This is a genomic window from Rhodanobacter sp. K2T2, assembly GCF_013408815.1.
Classification (GTDB): Bacteria; Pseudomonadota; Gammaproteobacteria; order Xanthomonadales; family Rhodanobacteraceae; genus Rhodanobacter.
The window spans coordinates 365,802-388,260 of the sequence record NZ_JACCCA010000002.1 but is presented as its reverse complement, the minus strand read 5'-3'; the positions used below and the strand labels follow the sequence as shown (position 1 = coordinate 388,260).

Below are 22,459 nucleotides of genomic sequence, written 5' to 3'. Positions count from 1 at the left end.
AGTATCCATTCGGCCCTCTTGGTCGTCAAACAAAAATTCCATGGATATCCGTGATTTACATGCTGCGTCGCAAGATAAGGAAGTGAGGGGCTGCGTGCTTTCCCCGTCGATACGCCGCGATCAAGCCATGTGCATACGCACACGGGTACGGCAAACATTCATTCCCTGGTGACGCGTATGTCGCGGCTCGCAGCGGCGCATTCTTCCGGCAGCAGGCTAGAATGCAGAGATGCGCAAACCACCCATCATCCACGCCACGCGAGACATCGCGAACAGCCATTTCCTGCGCGCCGAACAGCTCGATCTGGAGTTTTCCAACGGCGAACGCCGCACTTACGAGCGGCTGAAAAGCAGCGGGCTCGGTGCCGTGATCATCGTACCGATGCAGGACGATGAGACCGTGCTGTTGGTGCGCGAATATGGCGCCGGCGTCGGCCGCTACGAACTGGGGCTGCCAAAAGGTCGGCTGGATCAGGATGAAACCGCCGAGCAGGGGGCGGATCGCGAATTGAAGGAGGAGGTGGGCTTTGGCGCGCGTAAGCTCACCATCTTGCACAATCTCTCGTTATCGCCGTCCTATATGACACACATGGCACATGTGGTGCTGGCGCAGGATCTGTATGCCGAGCGCCTGATCGGCGACGAGCCGGAAGAGCTCGAAGTGGTGCCGTGGAAGATGTCCGAGCTGCATACGCTCATCGGCCGTGATGACGTGACCGAGGGTCGCTCGATCGCAGCGCTCTTCATGGCCCGCGAATATCTCGCCGGCCGCTTCAAGCGTCAGTGAGTCGACGCGCATGAGTGTATTTCGATGAGTGCGGAACCCGAGTTCGCGCGGCAGATCGGCGACATCGCGCGCGCCGCCGGCGAAGCCATCATGGCCATCTACGGCAGCGATTTTTCGGTGCAGACCAAGGCCGACGCGTCGCCGCTTACCGCTGCCGATCTGGCCGCCCAGCAGGTGATCCTGGATGGCTTGTCCCGGCTCAAGCCGCTGCTGCCCATTGTGTCGGAAGAGGCCAAGGCGCTGGCATGGTCGCAGCGCCAGCACTGGTCGCGCTACTGGCTGGTCGACCCGCTCGACGGCACGCGCGAATTCGTCAAGCGCAACGGCGAGTTCACCGTCAACATCGCGCTGATCGACGATAAGCACACGGTGCTCGGCGTGGTGCTGGCGCCGGTCACCGGCGAGCTGTACATCGCCGAGCAGGGCCGGGGTGCGTGGCTGCAGGTGCAGGCAGGGGGCGAATGGCAGCGCATTCATGCGCGTGCGCTGGCGCAGCCGCCGGTACTGGCCGGCAGCCGCTCGCACGGCAGCGAGCAGACCGCCATGCTGAAAACTTTGCTGGGTGAAGACCATCAGCTGCTGCCGCTCGGTTCGTCGCTGAAGTTCTGTCTGATTGCGCGTGGCGACGCGGACGTCTACTTGCGACTCGGCCTGACCAGCGAGTGGGATACGGCGGCGGCACAATGCGTGCTGCAGGAAGCCGGCGGCGCGGTGCTCGATCTGTACGGCATGCCGTTTACCTACAACCGCGGCGAGTCGCTGCTCAATCCCGAATTCATCGCCGTCGGCGATACCCGCGTGGACTGGGCCGCGCGCCTGCGCAGCACCGGCTACGTGTAGCCGCTGCGCTCCATTTCGAATCACCGAAGCAAACCCGATGACTGAAACGACGCGGTACAGCCTCGACGATCTGCTGGCGATCATGGCGCGATTGCGCGATCCCGACGGCGGCTGCCCGTGGGATGTGAAGCAGGACTTTGCTTCCGTCGCGCCATACACCTTGGAAGAAGCCTACGAAGTCGTCGATGCGATCGATCGCGGCGACTGGGACGATCTGCGCGACGAGCTGGGCGATCTGCTGCTGCAGGTGGTTTTCCACGCGCAGATGGCCAAGGAAAAAGGCCTGTTCGACTTTGCCGACGTGGCCGATGCGATCGGCCGCAAGATGACGCGCCGCCATCCGCACGTGTTTGGCGACACGCAATTTGTCGACGAAGCCGAACGCAAACAGGCCTGGGAAGACATCAAGACGGCCGAGCGCCTGGCCAAGGGAGCATCCGTCGACGAGAGCGCACTGGCGGGTGTTTCGTCCGGCCTGCCGGAATGGCAGCGTGCGCGCAAATTGCAGGAGCGCGCCGCCAGCGTGGGATTCGACTGGCCCGAGCCATCGTCGGTACTGGCCAAGCTGGCCGAAGAAGTGGACGAGGTGCGCGCCGAGTTCGCTGCCGGTGCCGATTCCGCGCGGCTGGAAGATGAGATCGGTGACGTGCTGTTCGTGATGGTGAATCTGGCGCGGCACGCCAAGGTCGATTTCTCGCGCGCGATGCGGCACGCCAACGCCAAGTTCGAGCGGCGCTTTCGCCAGATGGAGCGGCTAGCTGCCGCCGATGGTGAGCATTTCGCACAGCAAGATCTTGCCGCACAGGAAGCGCTCTGGCAGCGTGCCAAGGCGATCGAGCGCAAGTAACCCGCCGATTGCACCGATTTCATCGGGAATTTCATGCGCCCGCGCACGATCACGGCATACGAGCGACACGCAAGCGTGCAACCTTTCTGCTTACGGTGGCATCCTACGAGCATTGCCTCGTTACGGATTCCACCATGCGCCGTCTTTTTATCGCCGTTTTATTGCTGGCCCCGGTATCCGCGTTCGCGGCGGCGCCGTGCAAATACCAGGCGCCGCGCAGCATGCAGATCAATCTGGCCGGCGTGAAAGCGGTGCAGATCGAAGTGCATAGCCACAACCTGCACCTGATCGCCAACAACGCGGCGCAGAAGCTGATCATTACAGGCCACGCCTGCACGTCGGACAACGCGGTGCTCAACAGCCTGCAGGTCAGCCAGAAGCTCGCCGGCGATCAGCTGCTGATCGACATCGGCGCCGACAGTCAGGCGCCCTCGAATATTTTTGGCAGCTCCTATGCGTATTTGGATATCAACATGCAGCTACCGGCGCGCATGCCGGTAACGCTGGGGGTGGGTTCGGGCAATGCCACGGTCAATGGCGTGCAGCAGCTGCAGAGTCACGTGAATTCCGGCGATCTGCATGTACGCCATGTCGCAGGCAAGTACACCGCCAGCTTGGGAGCTGGCGACATCGATGCCAACGACATCGGTAGCCTCGAGCTGACGTCGGTGGGATCGGGCGACGTCAAGATCGAAGGCATCAAGGGCGACGCAAAGATCGGCAGCATCGGTTCGGGCGACGTCATGCTGCGCAAGGTCGCCGGCAGCGTGCATGCCGACACGCTGGGCTCGGGCGACCTGGGCGTCAAGGACGTCGGCGGCAGCTTCAGCCTCGGCGCGATGGGCAGCGGTGACGTCATCCATGCGCGCGTCAAGGGCAAGCTCAGCCTGCCGCGCGACGACGATTGAGTCGCGCGGACTTCAGCCCAAGAGGCGCCACGCCAGATACACCAGAGGCGCGCTCACCAGCAGAAACGGAATCGAGACCAGATGAAGCAGTCGCAGCCCGTGCGGCTGCTTCGCGAGCCGCAGCGCGATCAAGTTGGCCAATGAGCCAATCGCCAGGCCGAAGCCGCCGACGTTCGCCGCCACGGCCAGAGCGATCGCATCGGGCGTGCGGTCGAGCAGCAGCACGGTCGCCGGCACGTTGCTGATCACCTGCGAGGCGAAAATGCCGCCGAGGAACACCGTCAGCGGCTGTTTGAAATCGAACTGATCCAGCGCGTGTTCAATCAGCGGCAGCTCGGCGAAGTGGCCCAGCCCCAGAAAGATCGCGGCAAACGTCACCAACAAAAGCCAGTCGATGCGCGCCAGGCTGGCGCGTGCAAACAGCGCAAACAGCGCCAGCAGCGCGGCCGCTCCCAGCGCCGCCTGATCGTATTCCATTGCCACCACCATGCCGGCTAGCGCGATCATCGACGCCATGCCCAGTCGGCGAGAAATCGTTTGGCCGTCCATCTTTTCTCTGCTCAGCTCGATGCTGCCGCGCGGCAGCCATAGCAGGGTGAATGCCGCCAGCAGTGCAAACATCACCACGGCGGCCGGCAGCATACCCAGCACGAAATGCAGAAACGGCATCTTCGAGTGTTGCCACAACAGCAGGTTTTGAGGGTTGCCGATCGGGCTCAGGGTGGAGCCGGCGTTCACCGCCAACGCCTCCAGCACCACCATGCGCAGCACGGGCAGGTTGGACATGCCGCCGATGGCGACGGTCAGCGGCACGATCAGAAACAGGCTTACGTCGTTCGTCAGCACCATCGACACTATCGCCGTGGCGGCGACCAGCAGCAGGCCCAGCCCGCGCAGCGAATGCGCCCGCGCCACCACACCGACGGCCGCGCGCTGCACCAGTCCGCTGTCGCGGATGCCCTGAATGGCGATCAGCAAGCCCATCAGGCCGGCCAGCGTGGGCAGCTGCAGCCATTGGTGATAACGCGACAGCGGCTGCGGATCGATCAGGGCCAGCAAAATCGTCAGCGTGCCGAATACCACCAGCAACCACTCGCTTTTCAGTTTTTGGTGCCAGGTAAGGCGTACGGTTTTGGACACTGCCGAGTTACTCATGCGACAGCGCGCCTGCAGTCTAATGGCGTCATCACCATCCGCTCAGCCCTTCGATCGCGTAAAGCTTTTGCCAGCTCTGGCGCGCGCGGATGAGGTCGGCCAGCCGACTCAATGCCGGCCATTCGCTTACCGGTCGAGGCATGTTGCGCGACCAGCGCATCAGCATCGCCAGTAGCAGGTCTGCGCCGGAAAATTCCGCACCCAGCAGGTACGGACCATGATTTTTCAGATGCGTCTCAAGCCGGTCCCACACGCTTTCGATTTTTTTCTGCAGCGCTGCGCGTATCGCCGGATCGTGCTCGCTGCTGCCCAGTTCGGCTGGGTAAAACCAAAGCCGATAGGTCGACATCAGCGTATTGCTGAGATAGACGATCCACTGCGTCCAGGCATCGTGCTCAGGTGTGCGAGGCGCGGGTGCCAGCTTCGTCTCCGGGTGACGCTCGGCCAGCATCATCAGCAGCGCCGCAGACTCGGTCAGTGCGCGGCCGTCGATCACCAGCGTGGGCACGACGCCACCGGCGTTGAGCTTCAGATATTCGGCGTCGTGCTGCTCGTCGGCTTCAAAGTCGACCAGCCGCAGCTCATGCGGGGCGCCGATTTCCAGCAGCGCCAGATGCACGACCATGCTGGCCGTGCCCGGCGAATAATAGAGCGTATACATAGGTGCTTTCCGCGCGCTGCCGTGATGATGGAGAAAGATCAGCGGCGGTAGTTTACCTATCCCTCGCGAAGCAAACGCATAGGAGATGTCCGCGTGACCTTGCGCGTGCCGGCCAGCCCGAGCAGCATGACCACTAGGGCTGCGCCCAGCGCACCCAACGCCAGCGGCCACAGCGGTGGCACGAAGCCGTCGATATGGAATACGGCATGGCCCATCCACAGACCGGCACCCGCGGCGCCCAGCGCAGCGGTGAGTCCGGCGACGAGGCCGAGCAGGGCGAATTCGCAGGCTGCCGCTGCGCGCAGCTGGTTGCGGCGCGCGCCCAGCGTACGCAGCAGGGCTGCTTCATGACGACGTTCGGCAGCACTGGCGGCCAGCGCCGCGGACAGTACCAGGGCGCCAGCGAGCAGGCTGAAGCCAAGTATCCAGCGCACCGCATTGCCTACGCGATCGACGATCTCGCGCACGCGGTCGAGCAGGGCGTCGACGTCGATCAGGCTGAGGTTGCTGTACGTGCGCGACAGCTGGGCCAGCTGGGTTGCCTGCGTGCGCGGCAGGTAGAAACTGGCCAGCCAGGTATGCGGCAGGCTGCTGGCGTGGTCGGGATCGAGCAGCAGGAAAAAATTGACCCGGAACGAGCTCCAGTCGACCTTACGGATGCTGCCGACCTTTGCATCGAGGTTGCCTTCGCCGACGTTGAAACTCAACGTGTCGCCGATCTTCAGCGAAAACATGTCGCGCCACATCGTGTCGATCGATACCACGGCCTGCGCCGGATGCGCCGGCGGCCACTGGCCGGCAACGATCTGGTTGGCCGGCGGGAGTTCGCTGGCCCAGGACAGGCGCAGCTGGCGGTCGGCCGAATCCTTCGAACGTTCGTCGGGGAAGGTGATCGCATCGACCGGCTTGCCGTTGATCGCGGTGAGCTTGCCTACCGCCAGCGGCGCCATGTTGAGTTTGCTGCCGCCGATGGCGGCGAGCGCTTTGTCGAAGCCGGCGCGCTGGTCGTCCTGCAGGTTCAGCGCGAACCAGTTCGGCGTGTCGCTGGGCAGTTCCTGCCGCCAGCCCTGCAGCAGCGACGGCGCGACGACGGCGAGCAGCAGCAGTGCGCATAGGCCGAGGCTCAGTGCCGTGGCCTGGATCAGACTCAGCGTGCGCCGCCGCGCCAGCGCGGCGAGCCCGAGCCGCAGCGCCGGATGCGCGCCCGGCGCCACGCGGCGTGCGACAAACAGCAGCAGCGCCGCCAGCAGTGCCGCCACGATCGCCACACCGAACAGGCTGGCGGCGAGAATGCCGGCCAGCTGCACCGAGCCGCTCTGCGTCCAGATCAGTGCCAGCGCCACCACCAGCGGGATCAGATACAGCGCATCGAAGCGCCGCACGCGCCGCTCCATGCTTTGACGAAACACCGCCACTGGCGGCACTTCGGCCAGCCGTGCCAGTGGCGGCAGGGCAAAGCCGATCAGCACCGCGATGCCCATCGCCGCCGCTGCGAACGACGGACCGATCGGTAGCACGGTCGGCACGCTGCCGAACAGCTGGCTGGCGAACATCCAGGCAAGCTGGGACAGCCCGAGCGCAAGGACGAGCCCGACGACCGCGGCCGGCACGGCGAGTGCGGCAAGCGTGTAGACCAGCAGGCCGAGCACGCGCTTGCGCGAGGTGCCCAGTGCGCGCAGCAGCGCCACTTCGGCGGTCTTGCGCCGGGCGTAGCGCTGCGCGGCCAGCGCAATGGCCACGCCGGCCAACAGCGCGGACAGCAGGGCCGTCAGTCGCAGAAAGGCGCCCGCGCGGTCGAAGGCGGTGCGCATGCGTTCCTGCGTCTGTTCGGTAGTGATCAGCTCGGCGCCCTGCGGCAGCTTGCTCGACTGCACCCAGTTCCGCCAGCTCTGCACCGCCGACGGGTCGCCGGCCAGCAGCAGGCGATGGCGTGCGCGGCTGCCGACGCCGAGCAACCCGGCCTGTTCGGCGTCGGTTAGGCTCATCAACGCGCGCGGCGCCAGCGCGAACAGTTCGCCGCCGTCGGGTTGTCGCAACAGTTCGGCAGCAATGGTCAGCTGGCGTCCACCGAGCTGCAGCGTCTGGCCGACCTTGAGGTTCAGCGCCACCAGCGCGCGGTGATCGAGATAGACACTACCGGCCGGCGGCGCGTGGCCGATATGCGAATGACCGCTGGCGTCGCCAAGCTCCAGCGTGCCGCGCAGCGGGTAGTGCGGGTCGCTGGCCTGCACGTCGAGCAGCTGCGTTTTCTGGTTGGCGAAGGCCACGCTGGGAAAGCTGGCGTTGACCGTCGCGTTCAAACCGCGCCGGCGCGCTTCGTCGGCAAACGTGTCGGGCAAGTCCTGCGGCGATTCGATACCGATGTCGCCACCGATCAGTTCGGCGGCGCTCGCGAGCATGCCGCGTTCGATCCGGGTCGACAGCGTGGCGACGACGCCGAGCGCGACCACGGCCAACACCAGCGAGGCGGCCAACGTGCGCAGCTCGGGCAGATGCCATTCGCGGCGCACGGTGCGCAGGGCAAGCAGAAATAGTTTCATGCGCGAGCGCTCACGACGCTGGCGGGATCCGACGAAGGCACGACGCGGCCCTCCTCCAACTCGATCCGGCGATCGCAGCGTGCCGCCAGCGTGGCATCGTGGGTGACCAGTACCAGCGTCGTGTGGTGATCGCGGTTGAGCGCGAACAGCATGTCGCAGATGTGATGGCCGGTGCGCTGGTCGAGGTTGCCGGTCGGCTCGTCGGCAAACAGTACGCGCGGGCTGTGCACGAAGGCGCGCGCGATCGCCACGCGCTGCTGCTCGCCGCCCGAGAGCTGGGCGGGATAGTGCTTGCGACGCGCGGCAAGCCCCACCGCTTCGAGCGCTGCGCGTGCGCGCGTGCGCGCATCGCTGCTGCCTTCGAGCTCCAGCGGCAGCATCACGTTCTCTTCGGCGGTCAGCGCGGGCAGCAGATGGAACGACTGGAACACGAAACCGACCAGACGCCGGCGCAGGTCCGCGCGCGCCTCTTCGTCCATCCGCTCCAGCACGTTGCCGTCGAGAATGATGCTGCCGCTGTTCGGCGTGTCCAGCCCAGCCAGTAGGCCGAGCAAGGTGGTTTTGCCGGAGCCCGACGCGCCGACGATGGCGAAGCTTTCCCCGGGCTGAATCTGCAGGCTGACGTTTTGCAGAATGTCGAGCTTTCCCTCGGGACCGCTGACCGACTTGCTAACATCGCGGGTTTCTAGAAGCGCGCGGGAAGAATCAGTCATGCGTCGATGCCTTGGTTGGATGATGTGTTGCGGGCTGTTGTTGGGTGGTATCGGTGGGGCGGTAGCGCAGTCGGCGAAAACGCCAGCCGTAAGAACCGTACTGGTGCTGGGCGATTCGCTGTCTGCTGCGCACAACATACCGATCGAATCCGGCTGGGTATCGCTGCTGGATGCGCGCCTGTCGAACATGGTGCCGAAGGCCGCTGCGGTCAATGCCAGCATCAGCGGTGAAACGTCACTGAGCGGGCGCAACCGTTTGCCGGCGCTGCTGCAGAAATATCATCCGTCAGTGCTTGTGATCGAACTGGGAGCGAACGACGGCCTGCAGGGTCTTCCGCTGTCGGCCCTGCGCGACAATCTGTCGGCCATGATCGATGCGGCGCAGAAGGTGAAGATTCGCGTGCTGCTGCTGGGCATCGAGCTGCCGGTGAACTACGGCCCGCAGTATCGCGACGGCCTGCGCGCGATTTACGCGGATCTGGCCAGGACGAAGCACACCGCTCTGGTGCCGTTCCTGCTCGAGGGCGTGGCGCTCGACCCGTCGAAGATGCAGGACGACGGGTTGCACCCCGTGGCGAGCGCCGAACCGCAGGTGCTCGACACCGTATGGCCGCAGCTTGCCCCTCTGCTGAAGTGATGCGGACCGCGTCGAATGGAATGCCGCGTCGCGGGTATTTGCATGACCGCGCCTCGATTCACGTTCCGATCACCGTAGGGGCGTTTAATCTCCGGTCTTCACATTTGTGAAGCTCCACGAGACCGAAGCCAGAGCGATGAGGACACGATATGACCGTACATGAAGATCAAGCCGGACTGATTCTGCTGGTCGAAGACAACCGCCAGATCGCCGAGATGGTGGGCGAGTTTCTCGAGCGCCGCGGTTATTCGGTGGATTACGCCGCCGACGGTGTGAGCGGCCTGCACCTTGCCGTGTCCAACAGCTACGACGTGATCGTGCTCGATTTGATGCTGCCGGGCCTGGATGGGCTGGAAGTGTGCCGCAAGCTGCGCAAGGAGGCGAAGAAGTCCACGCCCGTGCTCATGCTTACCGCGCGCGACACGCTGGACGACAAGCTGGTCGGCCTGGAAGCCGGCGCAGACGATTATCTGGTCAAGCCGTTCGAGGTTCGCGAACTCGAAGCGCGTCTGCGTGCGCTGATTCGCCGCGACCGCCGCCAGGTGTCGACCGAAATCCTCACCGTCGGCGACATGACGCTCGACACCGCCACGCTGCGTCTGACTCGCGAAGGTCAGGAGCTGACCGTGTCGCCGATTGGGCTGAAGCTGCTGGCGATCCTGATGCGCGAATCGCCGCGTGTGGTCAGCCGCCGCGATATCGAGCGCGAAATCTGGGGCGATACGCTGCCCGATTCGGACACGCTGCGCTCGCATCTGTACAACCTGCGCCGTGTCATCGACAAACCCTTCGCACAGCCCCTGTTACACACCATCCATTCGGCAGGCTATCGTCTCGCCGAATTGGAGTCGGAGGTGGCATCGTCCACGCAGTCGGCTTAATGCCTATTTCGGCATGTCCACGATGGTCAAGTAAATGACGAGCAAGGCCGACGCCGTAACAACATTCCGCACCGGCGCCTTCAAGCGCCGCATCGCGTGGGTGTTTACGCTGCAGCTGGTTGCGGTGGTGATCACGTGCGTGATGGGCGTGTACAACGTCGCACCACTGGCTGCGGTGCTGGCGGTCATGATCATCGTGATCGTGCTGGGTTTCATGGCGACGCAACGCGAATGGCGACCGATCAGCGCGCTTGCCGTCGCACTCGCCAATTGGGACGAGTCCAGCGGCGACTCGAACCTGCTTAGCCCGGACAAGCTGGCGCGCGGCACCGATGCAGACATTGCGCAATTGCACAAAGGTTTGTACGGGCTGGTGAACCGTATTGCCGACTACAACCAGCGCGAGCGCAACTTCACCCGCGATGCCAGCCATGAGCTGCGCAGTCCGCTGACCGTCATCAAGATGTCGATCGACATGCTGGCCGACGAGGAAAATCTCAGCGATTTCGGCGAGCGGTCCGTTCGCCGTATCCAGCGCGCCACGCGCGAAATGGAGACGGTCGTGGATGCCTTGCTGATCCTGGCGCGCGAGGCCGACACTGGCCTGGACAGCGAACGCTTCGTCGTTAATGACGTGCTGGTGCACGAACTCGACGCCGCGCGCATGCTGCTGGCCGGCCGGCCGATCGAACTCGAACTGGAAGAGCCCGCGCGCTTTGCCTTGCAGGGCTCACGCCGCGTCTTCTCGGTACTGTGCTGGCAGCTGATTCGCAACGCCTGTCAGCAGACCGAGCAGGGTCGTGTCGTGATCACGGTGCTGCCCGGTGCCGTGACGGTGAGCAACCACGCCGACCCCAATCCGGCCGGCGTGACGGCGCATCCCGTGCGCGTGTTTGGCGCGGATCGCCATGGTTTCGAGCTGGCCATCGCGCAGCGGATAAGCGATCGGTTCTCCTGGCCGCTGGAGCTGCAGACGAAGCCGGGACAGGAAAACGTCGCGCGCATTCGTTTTCCGAAGCCCCTGCCTGCGGAGCCCGTCGAGGCCTGAGCTGCACTCTTCGCTGCGCGTGCCGTCTATACGCGCAGTGATCTTGGTTGTGACTTAACGCTGCAAGCTCGGGGCAACAGTGAAGCCACAGCCGGTCTTTTGCTTCACCTCGTCCACCGTCACGCCCTCGTTGAGCTCGATCAGCGTCAGCCCCTGACCTTTGGCGACTTCGAACACGCACAGGTCGGTGATGATCAAATCGACTACCTGTTTGCCGGTGAGCGGCAGCTCGCACTCTTCGCGGATTTTCGGCGTGCCGTCTTTGGCGTTGTGCTCCATCAGCACCACGACGCGCTTAACGCCGCTGACCAAGTCCATTGCGCCGCCTGGGCCTTTGACCATCTTGCCCGGCACCATCCAGTTGGCCAGATCGCCGGTGGCGGAGACTTCGAGGCCGCCAAGAATCGACAGGTCGATGTGGCCGCCGCGGATCATCGCGAACGAATCGGCGCTGGAGAAAAAGCTCGAGCCCGGCAGCGTGGTGATGGTCTGCTTGCCGGCGTTGATCAGGTCCGGATCCACGTTGGCTTCGTCCGGAAACGGGCCGATGCCGAGCAGGCCGTTTTCCGACTGCAGCGTGACGTCGATCCCCTCGGGAATGAAGTTGGCCACCAGGGTAGGAATGCCGATGCCCAGATTGACGTAAAAGCCGTCGCGCAGTTCTTTGGCTGCACGCCTGGCCATCGCCGTACGCACCGGGCTTTCCTTACCGGTGTTGGCGCCGGCCACTGTGCGAAACTCGATGCGCTTTTCGTATTTTTCGCCCTGAATGATGCGGTCGACGTAGATGCCCGGCACGTGGATGTTGTCCGGTTCGAGCTCGCCCACGGCCACGAGATGTTCGACTTCGGCCACACATACCTTGCCGCAGGTGGCGATCATCGGATTGAAGTTGCGCGCGGTTTCGCGAAACACCAGGTTGCCGTGGGCGTCGCCCTTCCACGCCTTGACGATCGACAGGTCGGCGTGGATCGCTTCCTCCAGCACGTATTCCTTGTCACCGAAGACCTTGGTTTCTTTTCCCTCGGCCAGCTTGGTGCCAAAGCCGGTGCGCGTATAGAAACCCGGAATCCCCGCGCCGCCGGCGCGCAGCTTCTCGGCGAGCGTGCCTTGCGGCGTCAGATGCAGCTCCAGCTCGCCGGCCAGCACCTGACGCTCGAACTCCTTGTTCTCGCCCACGTAAGAGGCGTAAACGCGCTTCACCTGATGCGTTTTCAGCAGCGGCCCCATGCCGAAGTCGTCGACGCCGGCGTTGTTGCCGACGATGGTCAGTTCCCTGGTGCCGGCAGCGAGCAGCGCGCCGATCAGGTTCTCCGGAATGCCGCACAGGCCGAAACCGCCTGCGGCGATGGTCATGCCATCGGCCAGCAGGCCATCGAGAGCGGATGCCGCCGTTGCAAACACCTTGTCCATTGCCGGTTCCTGCAGTTGAGTCAGCTGCCTAGGATACGACGGATTGATCGGTGGTCAGCTGGCTCGCACTGAAACATAGCGGATCAGAAATGGTTCACGCGCTCACCTTCAGTCTTCGCGCTCCGGCCTCTCGCGTACCGGATGCTTGCTGAGCTTGCGCTGCAGGGTGCGGCGATGCATGCCGAGGCGACGGGCGGTTTCGGAGATGTTGCCGTCGCACTCGGTCAGCACGCGCTGGATGTGTTCCCACTCCAGTCGGCGAAGTGCCAGCGGCGCTTCGGGAGCCTCGGGCGGATCGTTCTCTTCACCGTCGGCGTTGTCGCCATCGAGCAGAGCACGAACCACGGCGTCGGCGTCCACGGGTTTAGCCAGATAATCGTGCGCGCCACGCTTGATCGCTTCCACGGCGGTGGCGATCGACGCGTAGCCTGTCAGCAGCAGGACGCGGATATCGGGTACCAGCGTGTGCAGTTCGGGGATCAGCCGCAGGCCGTTTTCATCGCCCAGTTTGAGGTCGAGTACGCAGTAGCGGGGATGGCGTCGCCGCGACAGCGCGCGCGCTTCGTCGAAGTCGGTGGCGGTGAGCACTTCGAATCCGCGCGAGGTCAGTGCGCGCGCGAGCACGCGCACGAAGGTTGCGTCATCGTCGATCAGCAGCAGGGGCCGGCTGATCGTTGCTGGCGCCAGTGCGGCGATTCCCGATGCGGCGGCGTTCGGTACGATGTCTGCGGATTCATTCATGGCGGTGCTTCTTTCAGGCAGATCAGCGTGTATTGTGACCCTATGTGGCGTCGCTTTCACGTCGTCGTGGCCACGTCCCGGCCCAGCGGCGGTTTAGCGGTCGGCGATGACGGCCAGCGGCAGGCGCAGACACATTTCTGCACCGTGCTCGGTATTGCCGGCGATCAGCTCGCCGTTGAGGCGCTCGGCCGTGGCTTCTGCCAGGGCCAGGCCGATGCCCAGGCCGGTCTGCTTCTGCGACTCGCCGAGCAGGGCCAGTTCGCCGGTGACGGCAAAGCCCGGCCCTTCGTCCCGCACGCACAACTGCAGCCAGCTACCCTCGCGCACGACGATCAGTGCGACCATCTGCGAACTTCGGCTGGCAGAGGCATCGGCGGCATTGTTGAGCAGGTTGAGCAGGGCGTGGCGCAAGCCGGGCGGGGTGCGCAGCACGGTGCGGCCGGTGTTGTCGTCCAGCACCAGCGAGACGTCGGCTTCAGGCCGCAGCAGCTGAAAGCGCTCCAGGCAGCCATGGATGAACTGGGTGACGGTCAGTCGCTCGGATTCCTGCGACAGCTGCGCCTTGCCGAACGCCACCATCTCTCGAAGAATCGTGCGGCAGCGGTTGACCTGGTCCTGCAGCAGCAGCAGGTCTTCGGATAGCAAATGGTCGGCGGCGTAATCGCGGCGCAGTTCGGGCAGCAAGGTCAGCATGGTCGACAGCGGCGTGTTCAGTTCGTGCGCCGCACCCGCCGACTGCGTGGCAATGGCCAGAATGCCTTCGTCGCGCAGCGCCCGCTCGCGCACGCGCTGCACCTCGGTCTGCTGCAGACGCAGGGCGTGCGACAGCCGATTGATGAAAAAGCCGAGCAGCAGCGCGCTGATCAGCAGGTTTACACCGGTGCCGGCCTCGCTCATCGTGAGACCGCCGCGCGGGTTCTCGTGCATGGGCATCGGCAACGCCACGTGCCAGTTCAGCAGAATCACATAGGCAACGGCGGCCAGCGCGGACACCGTCAGCAGCGCGCGTGCCGACAACGCCGCGGCGCTCAACGCAATCGGCACCAAAAGCAGTGTGATAAAGGGGTTGCTGGCGCCACCGGTGAAATACAGCAGGTAACCCAGTACCACAATGTCGGCGGCGATATGGCCGACGGTTTCCCACTCGCGCACCGGCCAGGGCTGGCGAAGTCGCCACGCCGCGAACACGGCAAACACGCCCAGCAGGCCCACGCCGACCAGCAGCGGCAGCAGCGGAATCGGCAGATGCAGCCACCACGCGCAGAAAAGGACGGCGACGCTCTGGCCGGCGATGGCGCAGATGCGCAGCCACGCCAGCGTGCGCGTCAGCGCAAACGGGCCGATGCGTTGGGCTGGACGTCGCGTCATGGCTTCCTCTTAAGGGTGCGTCATCCAGCAATACCCGCAACACCAGCGGTGTGCGGGTAGTCGGGCATCAGGCGCGGTTGTCGAACTCTTCGCTGTGAACGGCGGGCAGCGGGTGGTGGTTGACCGCCGGGTCGGAGTGGCTGGCCGACAGCCGGTTCATGATCGGCAGCATGACCAGCGCGATCACTACGCAGGCGATGCCGACAAAGCCGAGCTTGTTGAACAGACTCACGTAGATCGCCAGCGACTGCACCGGATCGGTGATGTTGTCCGGGATATGCGCCGCGTTGGCCACCATGCTGCCCAGATACTGCGACAGGCCGACGGCGACGTAGTACGCACCCATCATGAAACCACCCATGCGCGAAGGCACATAGCGCGCGATCATCGCCAGCCCCAGGCCGCTGACCAGCATCTCGCCCAGCGAATACCAGCCGTAGCCCCAGACCATGGTCCACGACGACACCTGGCCATTGACCGCGGAGTGCGCGCCCACGCCATACATGAAAAAGCCGATCGCCACAGCCGCGAAGCCGAGCGCAAACTTGAACGCGATGGACGGATCCTTGCCGACGCGGCCAAGCGTGTTGTAGATCAGTACCAGGATCGGGCTGAGGATCACGATCCAGATGGCGTTAAGGTTTTGGAACTGCTCCGGAATCCAGGTGAAAAGGTGTGTGCCGAACAGGTCAAACGACAGATTCACGTTGTGCTGTGCAAACAGGTTCAGCGATGTCGCCATCTGCGAGTAGAAGATGAAGAAGAAGATCGTCTGTACGGTCAGCACCAGCGCGGCGATGAGGCCAGCGCGCTCGTTCTTCTGGCTGCTGCGGATCAGGTGCGCAAACACGCCGAGAATGATCACGCCGGCGGTATAGACGCAGGCTCTGGCGACCGCCTGGCTCTGCAGGATAAAGGCGACCACGAACACCAGCACGATGCCTGCCGCGAAAACGGGCAGAGCGCGGCGAAGATCCATCGGACGCTCGTCCGCGGGCGAGCCGATATGCGCCAGCGCGCGGCGCATGAACACGTAGTTGATCAGGCCGAGGATCAGGCCGATCGAGCACACGCCAAAGGCGGTGTGCCAGCCCATGTCGTCGCCGTACTTCGCGCTGACCACGTTGCGAATCCACGGCGTCAGCGTCATCGAAATCATCGAGCCGATGTTCACCGCCATGTAGTAGATGGTGAAGGCGCTATCGATGCGGGTCTCGTCACCCTCGTAGATCTTGCGCACCAGGTTGCCCGCGTTCGGTTTGAAGAAGCCGTTGCCGACGACGATGACGCCCAGTGCGCAATACACCATGTACGGGTTGTTGGTCGGAATCCAAAGCATGGCGTAGCCCAGCGCCAGCACCGTGGCGCCGATCAGCATGGTGCGCCGCGTGCCGAGCAGCTTGTCGCCGACCCAGCCGCCGATGGCTGGCGTCGCATAGATCAACGCGGCCGCCGCACCCCAGACCAGGTTGGCCTTGGTATCGACGAAGCCGAGCTTCTTCATCAAGAAGGTGACCATCAGCACCTGCATGCCGTAGAAGCCGAAGCGCTCCCACATTTCAATCAGGAAGACGGCGGTGAAGGAGCGGGTTTGCGAGACGGGCGGATTCTGAAGTGCCATGGAGTTTCCGTGCGTGATTCGAAGTACGTGGTTCTGTCCCCGGCGCTGCCGTGGCATCCCCTGTGCAAAACGACGTTGGGACAAGTTACATCCGCCGAAGCGTAACCCATTCGCCATTTTGGCGTCGCAGCACTGCAGCATAGGTATGGACCAGGGCCGAGCTGGTTCGTCCGGCTTTGGGTCGAGGTCCGGATGAGGGCGACGAATCTTGCGCTTCGATGCTTGTGGCATCATTGGCCGCCGCGTTTTTTGACAGAAACCGGGTCGATTCGCCGCTCGTTGCCTCGAAGAACCTCTGGAACCAGGGACCGTATGCCTCGTTACGTTGATCTTTGCGTTCATCTCGTTACGCTTCGCGGCGGTCGGAATGCCCCTCGCCAGGGCGCTCGGTCTGGACGCTCGCCTTGCCAGGCCGCCGCCTTTTTCCCGCTGACCGACGTCGACTGATGGCGGCCGAAGGTTTCCGTGGTCCCAAGCAGCTCTGGATGGCGTTCCAGTGGTCGATGAAAGGCTTTCGCGCGGGCTGGCGCCACGAGGCGTCGTTCCGGCTGGAGGCCTGTCTGGCCATCGCGCTGATTCCGCTTGGCCTGTGGCTGGGCAACGGCGCGCTGGAGAAGCTGGCGCTGGTCTTTCCGCCGATGCTCGTGCTGTCGGCCGAGCTGCTCAATTCGGCCATCGAGGCGGTAGTGGACAAGGTCAGCCCCGAATTCCACGAGCTGGCCGGCCGTGCCAAGGACATGGGATCGGCCGCGGTGTTCGTGTTGCTGGTACTGGTGACGCTGAGCTGGGGTTTGATCCTGCTGCCGCGCTGGTTCTAAGAGCCTGTTCATGAACAGGCTCTTATGGGGTTAGGCTGGCGCGGTCGTCGGTGCCTGTTGGCAATTTATTGCGTCTGCATGGCAGGGATGCTGCAATGGTCGCCTTTCCGCAACGGGGGCATCTTCGATGAAAATTCTGCGCGCACTCGTGCTTTTGTTGATACTCGCCGGGCTTTCCGGTTGCGGTTACAACGCCATGCAGCGGCAGGATGAGGTGGTCAAGAAGACCTGGTCCGAGGTGCTGAACCAGTACCAGCGTCGCGCCGATCTGGTGCCGAATCTGGTCAATACGGTTAAAGGCTATGCGCAGCACGAAGAGAAGGTTTTCGTCGAAGTGACCAATGCGCGGGCCAAGGTCGGTAGCTTGCAGGTCGACGCCGACACGATCAACGATCCGGAAAAGCTCAAGCAGTTTCAGGCCGCGCAGGGCGAGCTCGGCGGTGCATTGTCGCGGCTGATGGTGGTCAGCGAAAACTACCCGCAGCTGAAGGCCGACGGCCTGTTCCAGAATCTGCAGGCGCAGCTGGAAGGCACCGAGAATCGGGTGACCGTGGCGCGTAATCGGTACATCCAGTCCGTGGCCGACTACAACTCGATGATCCGCACGTTTCCGAACAACCTTACCGCAAAGATGTTCGGCTATCAGGTCAAGCCGAATTTCAGCGTGGATAATGAGAAGGCCATTTCCACCGCGCCGACCGTGGACTTCGGCAGCGGCACGCCAGCGCCCGCCGCCTCGGCACACTGACGATGCGCCGGCGCCCGTCGCGCCTGCTGTGGTTAATGGCGATGGCCCTGCTGTCGCCGGTGCTTCTGCACGCGGCGGATGCCGCGGTCCCGCAACTGGCTCGTCACGTCACCGACCTCACTGGCACGCTCAACGCTCAGCAGATCGAGCAGCTGGATTCGCAGCTGGTATCGCTGGAGAAGACCAAGGGCGCGCAACTGGCGGTGTTGATGGTCAGCACCACCGAGCCACAGGATATCGAGAGTTACTCGCTGGCCGTCGCCGAGGCCAACAAGATCGGCCGCAAGGGCACCGATGACGGCGTGCTGCTGCTGGTCGCCAAGAACGATCGTCATGTGCGTATCGAGGTGGGGTATGGGCTGGAAGGTGCGATTCCCGATGCCGCCACGGCGCGCATCATCCGCGAATACATCGCGCCGAAATTTCGCAGCAACGATTACTTCGGTGGCATCAGCGACGCGGTCGGCGCGCTGACCCAGCTGATCGACGGCGAGGCGTTGCCGCCGCCGGTGCAGGGAAATGAAGAGCCGCAGCGCCGCGGACTGGGGTTAGAGCACGGTTTGATGATGGGACTGTTTCTGGCTCTGTTTCTGCGCAGCGTGCTGGGTCGCGCCAGCGGCTGGGTTCGGGCGCCCATCGGCGCGCTGGTGACCGGCGGCCTGCTGTGGCTGCTGGTATCGGCCGGCGCCGGCATCATCGGCGCGCTGATCGGCGGCATTCTCATGCTGCTGCCTGGCGGTGGCGGCGGCTTCATCGGCGGCGGTGGCTGGGGCGGATTCGGTGGCGGCGGTTTCGGCTCCAGCGGCGGTGGCGGCAGCTTTGGCGGCGGTGGCTTCAGCGGTGGCGGCGGCAGTTTCGGCGGCGGCGGTTCGTCGGGGAGCTGGTGATGACGCGACTGCAACGACTGCTCACCAACCTTTTCGGCCAGTGGTTCGCCATGCGCCGGCGTTTTCCCGAAGCGCTGCTGGAGGAGATGACTGCGGCGATCGCCACCGGTGAGCGGACGCATCGGGGTGAAGTGCAGTTTGCGGTCGAGTCACGGCTATCGCCGTGGATGGTGCTCGAAGGCGTCGACGCGGCGCTGCGCGCACGCCAAGCGTTCGGCCAGCTGCAGGTCTGGGATACCGAGCACAACACTGGCGTGTTGTTCTACGTGCTGATGGCCGAGAGGCGCATCGAGATAGTGGCGGACCGTGGCATCGCCAGCCGCGTTGGGCAGGCCGAATGGGACGATATCTGTGCCCGCATGCGCGACAGCTACGCCGACGGACGATGGCGCGAGGGCAGCCTTGCAGGCATCGCCGCAGCGCACGCACTGCTGCAGCATCACTTCCCCAGCGACGGCACGGATAATCCCGACGAGCTGCCGGATCGGCCGGTGCTGCTGTGAGAGCTTGTCCACGCGACTGAATCCCGGTGGGGCAAGCTACAATCGGCGTTTACATTCAGCCCCTTCTGTCCATGACCCAGCCTTTCATCGTCCAGTTCAACCCGGTGGCCTTTGGCCTGGGGCCTATCCAGGTGCACTGGTACGGGCTGATGTACCTGCTGGGTTTTCTGGCGGTGGCGCTGCTGGGCGAATATCGTCGGCGCCGTGGCCGCCTGCCGGTGAGCCGCGAGACGCTGAGCGACCTTTTTTTCTACGGCATGATGGGCGTGATCATCGGCGGCCGGCTTTGGTACATGCTGTTCTATTACGCCGGCGGCATTCACTGGATATGGACCGAACCGTTCGCGCTGTTCAAGGTGTGGGACGGTGGCATGAGCTTCCACGGCGGGCTGCTCGGCGTACTGGCAGCCGGCTGGTGGTGGTCACGCCGGCAGGGCCTGCATTTTTTCGACACTATCGACTTCGTGGCACCGCTGGTGCCGATCGGCCTTGGCCTGGGCCGTCTCGGCAATTTCATCAACGGCGAACTCTGGGGCAAGCCCACGACGCTGTCGTGGGGCATGATTTTCCCCAATGCGCGACCGGATGACATCGCGTACGCCGAGAGCCATCCGACCTGGCTGCCTTCGCTGCAGCAGTTCGGTGGGCTGCCGCGCCATCCCTCCGAGCTGTACGAGATGGCGCTGGAGGGCGCGCTGCTGTTTGTGGTGATCTGGCTGGTTTCGCTGAAGCCGCGGCCGCGCTATCTGGTATCGGGTCTGTTTGGACTGCTATACGGCTGTTTCCGTATCGCGGTGGAATTCGTGCGCCTGCCCGATCCGCAGCTAGGGTATCTGGCCTTCGGCTGGGTGACGATGGGCCAGCTGCAGTCGCTGCCGCTCGTGGTGATCGGCCTGTGGCTGATTCTGCTGTCGCGTCGGGCGCCCACAGTACCGCTCACGCCTGTGTCGGCGAAGGCCTGATCATGCGTCCTTACCTCGATCTCTTGCAGCATGTGCTGGAGCATGGCACCGAAAAATCCGACCGCACCGGCACGGGTACGCGCAGCGTGTTCGGCTGGCAGATGCGCTTCGATCTGGCACAGGGTTTTCCGCTGGTTACCACCAAAAAGCTGCACCTCAAATCCATCGTGCACGAACTGATCTGGTTCCTGCGCGGCGACACCAATATCGCCTACCTGAAAGAAAACGGCGTACGCATCTGGGACGAATGGGCCGACGCGGACGGCAACCTCGGCCCGGTCTACGGGCAGCAGTGGCGCGCCTGGCCGACCGCCGATGGCGCCGTGGTCGACCAGATCGCCTGGGTCGTCGACGAGATCAAGCGCAACCCCGATTCGCGCCGGCTGATCGTGAGCGCGTGGAACGTGGGCGAGCTGCCGAAAATGGCCTTGTTACCGTGCCACAGCCTGTTTCAGTTCTACGTCGCCGACGGCAAGCTCAGCTGCCAGCTGTACCAGCGCTCAGGCGATATCTTTCTCGGCGTGCCCTTCAATATCGCCAGTTACGCGCTGCTGACGCATATGGTGGCGCAGGTGTGTGGGCTGGATGTCGGCGATTTCGTGCATACGCTGGGCGATGCGCACCTTTACAACAACCACGTGGAGCAGGCGCGGCTGCAGCTGACGCGCGAGCCTTACCCGCTTCCCACGCTAAGGCTCAACCCCGAGGTGCGTTCGATCTTCGATTTTCGCTACGAGGACGTAGCGATCGAAAATTACGTGTCTCATCCGGCGATCAAGGGTGCCGTCGCCGTCTGACCGGCGCCATGGAGCCGGTAACGCGCCGGCCTGCTAATATGCGTCGCCGCCGACACTGACCCTTATGGTCGGGGGCCCCACCACTGATCGTGCTGCCCAAGGAATTTCATGGCTATTTCGTTGATTGCCGCGCTGGATGAGAACTTCGCTATTGGCCTGAAGGGAGAGCTGCCGTGGCATCTGCCCGACGACCTGCGCTGGTTCAAGCAGCTGACCACCGGCAAGAACGTGCTGATGGGTTACAACACCGCCATTTCCATCGGTCGGGCGTTGCCGGATCGCGTCAACATGGTGCTTTCGCGCCGCCATGAGGCGCCGTTTCCAGGGCAGATCACGGTGCGTTCGGTGGAAGAGGCGCTGGCCCGAACCGATCAGACCGGCCTGATGGTGATCGGCGGCGGTCAGGTATTCGCCGAGGCCTTGCCGATGGCTCGCCGCATGTATCTGACCTGGGTGAGCGCGGCGATCAATGGCGCGGATACGTTTTTCCCGGGTACGCATTTCAGCGAGTGGACCGAAGTGTCGCGCGTGCATCACAAAGCCGACGCCGAGCATGCCTATGATTTCGACATGGTCGAGTATCTGCGCAGCAACTGATCGCAGCGCCGTTTTCGTCCCGGTCGCGCAGCGCCTACCGCCATGCATGTAATGGCTGGCCTGATGATCGACGGCGAGGGGCGCGTGCTGCTGGCCGAGCGGCCGCAGGGGAAACACCTTGCCGGCTTCTGGGAATTCCCCGGCGGCAAGCTGGAGGCGGGTGAGTTGCCGCTAGAGGCGCTCGCCCGTGAACTGCGCGAAGAGCTGGGCATCGAGCTTCAGTCTGCCCAGCCGCTGATTCGTGTGCCGTGGACGTACGACGATCGTCGCCTCGTGCTGGATGCCTGGCGCGTCGACGCGTGGCTGGGTGCGCCGCAGTCGCTGGAAGGACAGGCGCTGCAGTGGTGCTACCCCGCGGCGATCGACCCGGAAAGCATGACGCCGGCCGATCGGCCGATCCTGCAGGCGCTGAGGCTGCCGGCTACTTACGCGGTGAGCCCCGCAGATGTAGCGTTCGATCAGCGTGACGTGTGGCTGAAGCGTATCCGCGAGGTATTCAGCCGCGGCGTTCGCCTGCTGTTGCTGCGTCTGCCGCTTTGGCCGGTCGAATCCGTTCGCGAACTCGCGCGGGATCTTTTGCCCGCCGCGCAAGCGCACGATGTGCAGCTGGTGCTCGACGGCGATATCGAGGGTGCCCGCATGCTGGGCGTCGGCGTTCAGCTCAGCAGCGAACAAGGCGCACTTCTGTCGGAACGGCCGCTGCCCTGGCGGCAGCTGGTCGGCGTCAGTTGCCATGCGGCATCCCAGCTGGCGAAGGCCACACAGATACAAGCAGACTTCGCGACATGGTCCATGGGCACCGAGTCCGTCGCGGAATCGCTTGATGCATCAGGGGCATGGACGAATTTTCAGTCACTGGCAGAAGAGGCATCGTTGCCCGTGTACGCTGATGGCGATACGGTTGCGATGAGTATGGATAGGGCAAAAAGCAGCGGCGCGCAGGGCATCGTAACCACTGAAGCCTGGTAGGCACCGCGGACGTTGCCG

23 protein-coding genes and 1 pseudogene are annotated in these 22,459 nt (G+C 64.0%); 15 read left to right on the top strand and 9 right to left on the bottom strand.

The annotated features are described in order from the left end of the window. The first annotated feature begins 229 nt into the window (after window positions 1–229). From nudE to HDE78_RS05190, 4 genes are all read left to right on the top strand, one after another. Complete coding sequence (nudE, locus tag HDE78_RS05205) at window positions 230–787, top strand: ADP compounds hydrolase NudE (protein WP_179477448.1); 558 nt, start codon at window positions 230–232, stop codon at window positions 785–787. Between the two features lie 24 nt (window positions 788–811). Continuing rightward, window positions 812–1,627: a 3'(2'),5'-bisphosphate nucleotidase CysQ gene (gene cysQ, locus HDE78_RS05200; protein WP_179477447.1), complete on the top strand. Its 816-nt coding sequence runs from the start codon at window positions 812–814 to the stop codon at window positions 1,625–1,627. A gap of 37 nt (window positions 1,628–1,664) precedes the next feature. Next, window positions 1,665–2,474: a nucleoside triphosphate pyrophosphohydrolase gene (gene mazG, locus HDE78_RS05195; RefSeq protein WP_179477446.1), complete on the top strand. Its 810-nt coding sequence runs from the start codon at window positions 1,665–1,667 to the stop codon at window positions 2,472–2,474. Window positions 2,475–2,608: 134 nt separating this feature from the next. Continuing rightward, the gene (locus HDE78_RS05190) at window positions 2,609–3,382 is read left to right on the top strand and encodes a DUF4097 family beta strand repeat-containing protein (RefSeq protein ID WP_179477445.1); all 774 of its coding nucleotides are present in this window, start codon (window positions 2,609–2,611) and stop codon (window positions 3,380–3,382) included. Window positions 3,383–3,394: 12 nt separating this feature from the next. On the opposite strand, the gene HDE78_RS05185 is transcribed toward HDE78_RS05190, so the two are convergent. The 4 genes from HDE78_RS05185 to HDE78_RS05170 are packed head-to-tail and all read right to left on the bottom strand — an operon-like array spanning window position 3,395 to window position 8,451. Next, window positions 3,395–4,537: an SLC13 family permease gene (locus tag HDE78_RS05185; RefSeq protein ID WP_179477444.1), complete on the bottom strand. Its 1,143-nt coding sequence runs from the start codon at window positions 4,535–4,537 to the stop codon at window positions 3,395–3,397. A 31-nt stretch (window positions 4,538–4,568) separates the two neighbouring features. Then, a complete protein-coding gene (locus HDE78_RS05180; protein ID WP_179477443.1) occupies window positions 4,569–5,198 on the bottom strand; it encodes a glutathione S-transferase family protein in 630 nt (209 codons plus the stop codon). Window positions 5,199–5,254: 56 nt separating this feature from the next. Beyond that, a complete protein-coding gene (locus HDE78_RS05175) occupies window positions 5,255–7,738 on the bottom strand; it encodes an FtsX-like permease family protein (protein WP_179477442.1) in 2,484 nt (827 codons plus the stop codon). Further along, window positions 7,735–8,451, bottom strand: a complete 717-nt coding sequence (locus tag HDE78_RS05170; protein WP_179477441.1) for an ATP-binding cassette domain-containing protein — start codon at window positions 8,449–8,451, stop codon at window positions 7,735–7,737. The genes HDE78_RS05175 and HDE78_RS05170 overlap by 4 nt, the downstream gene beginning before the upstream one ends. On the opposite strand from HDE78_RS05170, the gene HDE78_RS05165 reads away from it, so the two are divergent. The 3 genes from HDE78_RS05165 to HDE78_RS05155 all read left to right on the top strand — a co-directional run bounded on the left by HDE78_RS05165 (window position 8,450) and on the right by HDE78_RS05155 (window position 11,017). Beyond that, complete coding sequence (locus HDE78_RS05165; RefSeq protein ID WP_179477440.1) at window positions 8,450–9,088, top strand: arylesterase; 639 nt, start codon at window positions 8,450–8,452, stop codon at window positions 9,086–9,088. The genes HDE78_RS05170 and HDE78_RS05165 overlap by 2 nt on opposite strands. A gap of 149 nt (window positions 9,089–9,237) precedes the next feature. Beyond that, window positions 9,238–9,969, top strand: coding sequence for a response regulator transcription factor (locus tag HDE78_RS05160; protein WP_179477439.1), 732 nt, complete (start codon window positions 9,238–9,240; stop codon window positions 9,967–9,969). 34 nt (window positions 9,970–10,003) lie between these two features. Further along, window positions 10,004–11,017: a HAMP domain-containing sensor histidine kinase gene (locus HDE78_RS05155; protein WP_179477438.1), complete on the top strand. Its 1,014-nt coding sequence runs from the start codon at window positions 10,004–10,006 to the stop codon at window positions 11,015–11,017. Window positions 11,018–11,071: 54 nt separating this feature from the next. On the opposite strand, the gene HDE78_RS21005 is transcribed toward HDE78_RS05155, so the two are convergent. The 5 genes and pseudogenes from HDE78_RS21005 to HDE78_RS05135 all read right to left on the bottom strand — a co-directional run bounded on the left by HDE78_RS21005 (window position 11,072) and on the right by HDE78_RS05135 (window position 16,160). After that, a complete protein-coding gene (locus HDE78_RS21005) occupies window positions 11,072–11,701 on the bottom strand; it encodes a 3-oxoacid CoA-transferase subunit B (RefSeq protein WP_255457659.1) in 630 nt (209 codons plus the stop codon). A gap of 93 nt (window positions 11,702–11,794) precedes the next feature. After that, window positions 11,795–12,430 (bottom strand): annotated as a pseudogene (locus HDE78_RS21000) (CoA transferase subunit A); the annotation flags it as partial. Between the two features lie 108 nt (window positions 12,431–12,538). Beyond that, entirely contained in the window at window positions 12,539–13,171 is a 633-nt protein-coding gene (locus HDE78_RS05145; protein ID WP_179477436.1) for a response regulator transcription factor, read from the bottom strand. A 93-nt stretch (window positions 13,172–13,264) separates the two neighbouring features. Beyond that, a complete protein-coding gene (locus HDE78_RS05140; RefSeq protein ID WP_179477435.1) occupies window positions 13,265–14,539 on the bottom strand; it encodes an ATP-binding protein in 1,275 nt (424 codons plus the stop codon). Between the two features lie 67 nt (window positions 14,540–14,606). Next, on the bottom strand, window positions 14,607–16,160 hold the full coding sequence (locus HDE78_RS05135) for an oligopeptide:H+ symporter (RefSeq protein WP_179477434.1): 1,554 nt from the start codon (window positions 16,158–16,160) through the stop codon (window positions 14,607–14,609). A 446-nt stretch (window positions 16,161–16,606) separates the two neighbouring features. Between HDE78_RS05135 and HDE78_RS05130 the strand changes: the two genes are divergently transcribed. The 8 genes from HDE78_RS05130 (at window position 16,607) to HDE78_RS05095 (ending at window position 22,441) form a co-directional block, all read left to right on the top strand. Next, on the top strand, window positions 16,607–16,978 hold the full coding sequence (locus tag HDE78_RS05130) for a diacylglycerol kinase (RefSeq protein WP_179477580.1): 372 nt from the start codon (window positions 16,607–16,609) through the stop codon (window positions 16,976–16,978). Window positions 16,979–17,105: 127 nt separating this feature from the next. Next, on the top strand, window positions 17,106–17,726 hold the full coding sequence (locus HDE78_RS05125) for a LemA family protein (RefSeq protein ID WP_179477433.1): 621 nt from the start codon (window positions 17,106–17,108) through the stop codon (window positions 17,724–17,726). A 2-nt stretch (window positions 17,727–17,728) separates the two neighbouring features. Further along, window positions 17,729–18,613, top strand: coding sequence for a TPM domain-containing protein (locus tag HDE78_RS05120; protein WP_179477432.1), 885 nt, complete (start codon window positions 17,729–17,731; stop codon window positions 18,611–18,613). After that, the gene (locus HDE78_RS05115; protein ID WP_179477431.1) at window positions 18,613–19,116 is read left to right on the top strand and encodes a TPM domain-containing protein; all 504 of its coding nucleotides are present in this window, start codon (window positions 18,613–18,615) and stop codon (window positions 19,114–19,116) included. The genes HDE78_RS05120 and HDE78_RS05115 overlap by 1 nt, the downstream gene beginning before the upstream one ends. A 71-nt stretch (window positions 19,117–19,187) precedes the next feature. Continuing rightward, complete coding sequence (gene lgt / locus HDE78_RS05110; RefSeq protein ID WP_179477430.1) at window positions 19,188–20,078, top strand: prolipoprotein diacylglyceryl transferase; 891 nt, start codon at window positions 19,188–19,190, stop codon at window positions 20,076–20,078. Between the two features lie 2 nt (window positions 20,079–20,080). Continuing rightward, window positions 20,081–20,875, top strand: a complete 795-nt coding sequence (locus tag HDE78_RS05105) for a thymidylate synthase (protein ID WP_179477429.1) — start codon at window positions 20,081–20,083, stop codon at window positions 20,873–20,875. A gap of 108 nt (window positions 20,876–20,983) precedes the next feature. Next, on the top strand, window positions 20,984–21,472 hold the full coding sequence (locus tag HDE78_RS05100; RefSeq protein WP_179477428.1) for a dihydrofolate reductase: 489 nt from the start codon (window positions 20,984–20,986) through the stop codon (window positions 21,470–21,472). Window positions 21,473–21,514: 42 nt separating this feature from the next. Then, window positions 21,515–22,441 (top strand): Nudix family hydrolase, encoded by a 927-nt coding sequence (locus HDE78_RS05095; protein WP_179477427.1) that lies wholly within the window; start codon window positions 21,515–21,517, stop codon window positions 22,439–22,441. Window positions 22,442–22,459: the final 18 nt, after the last annotated feature.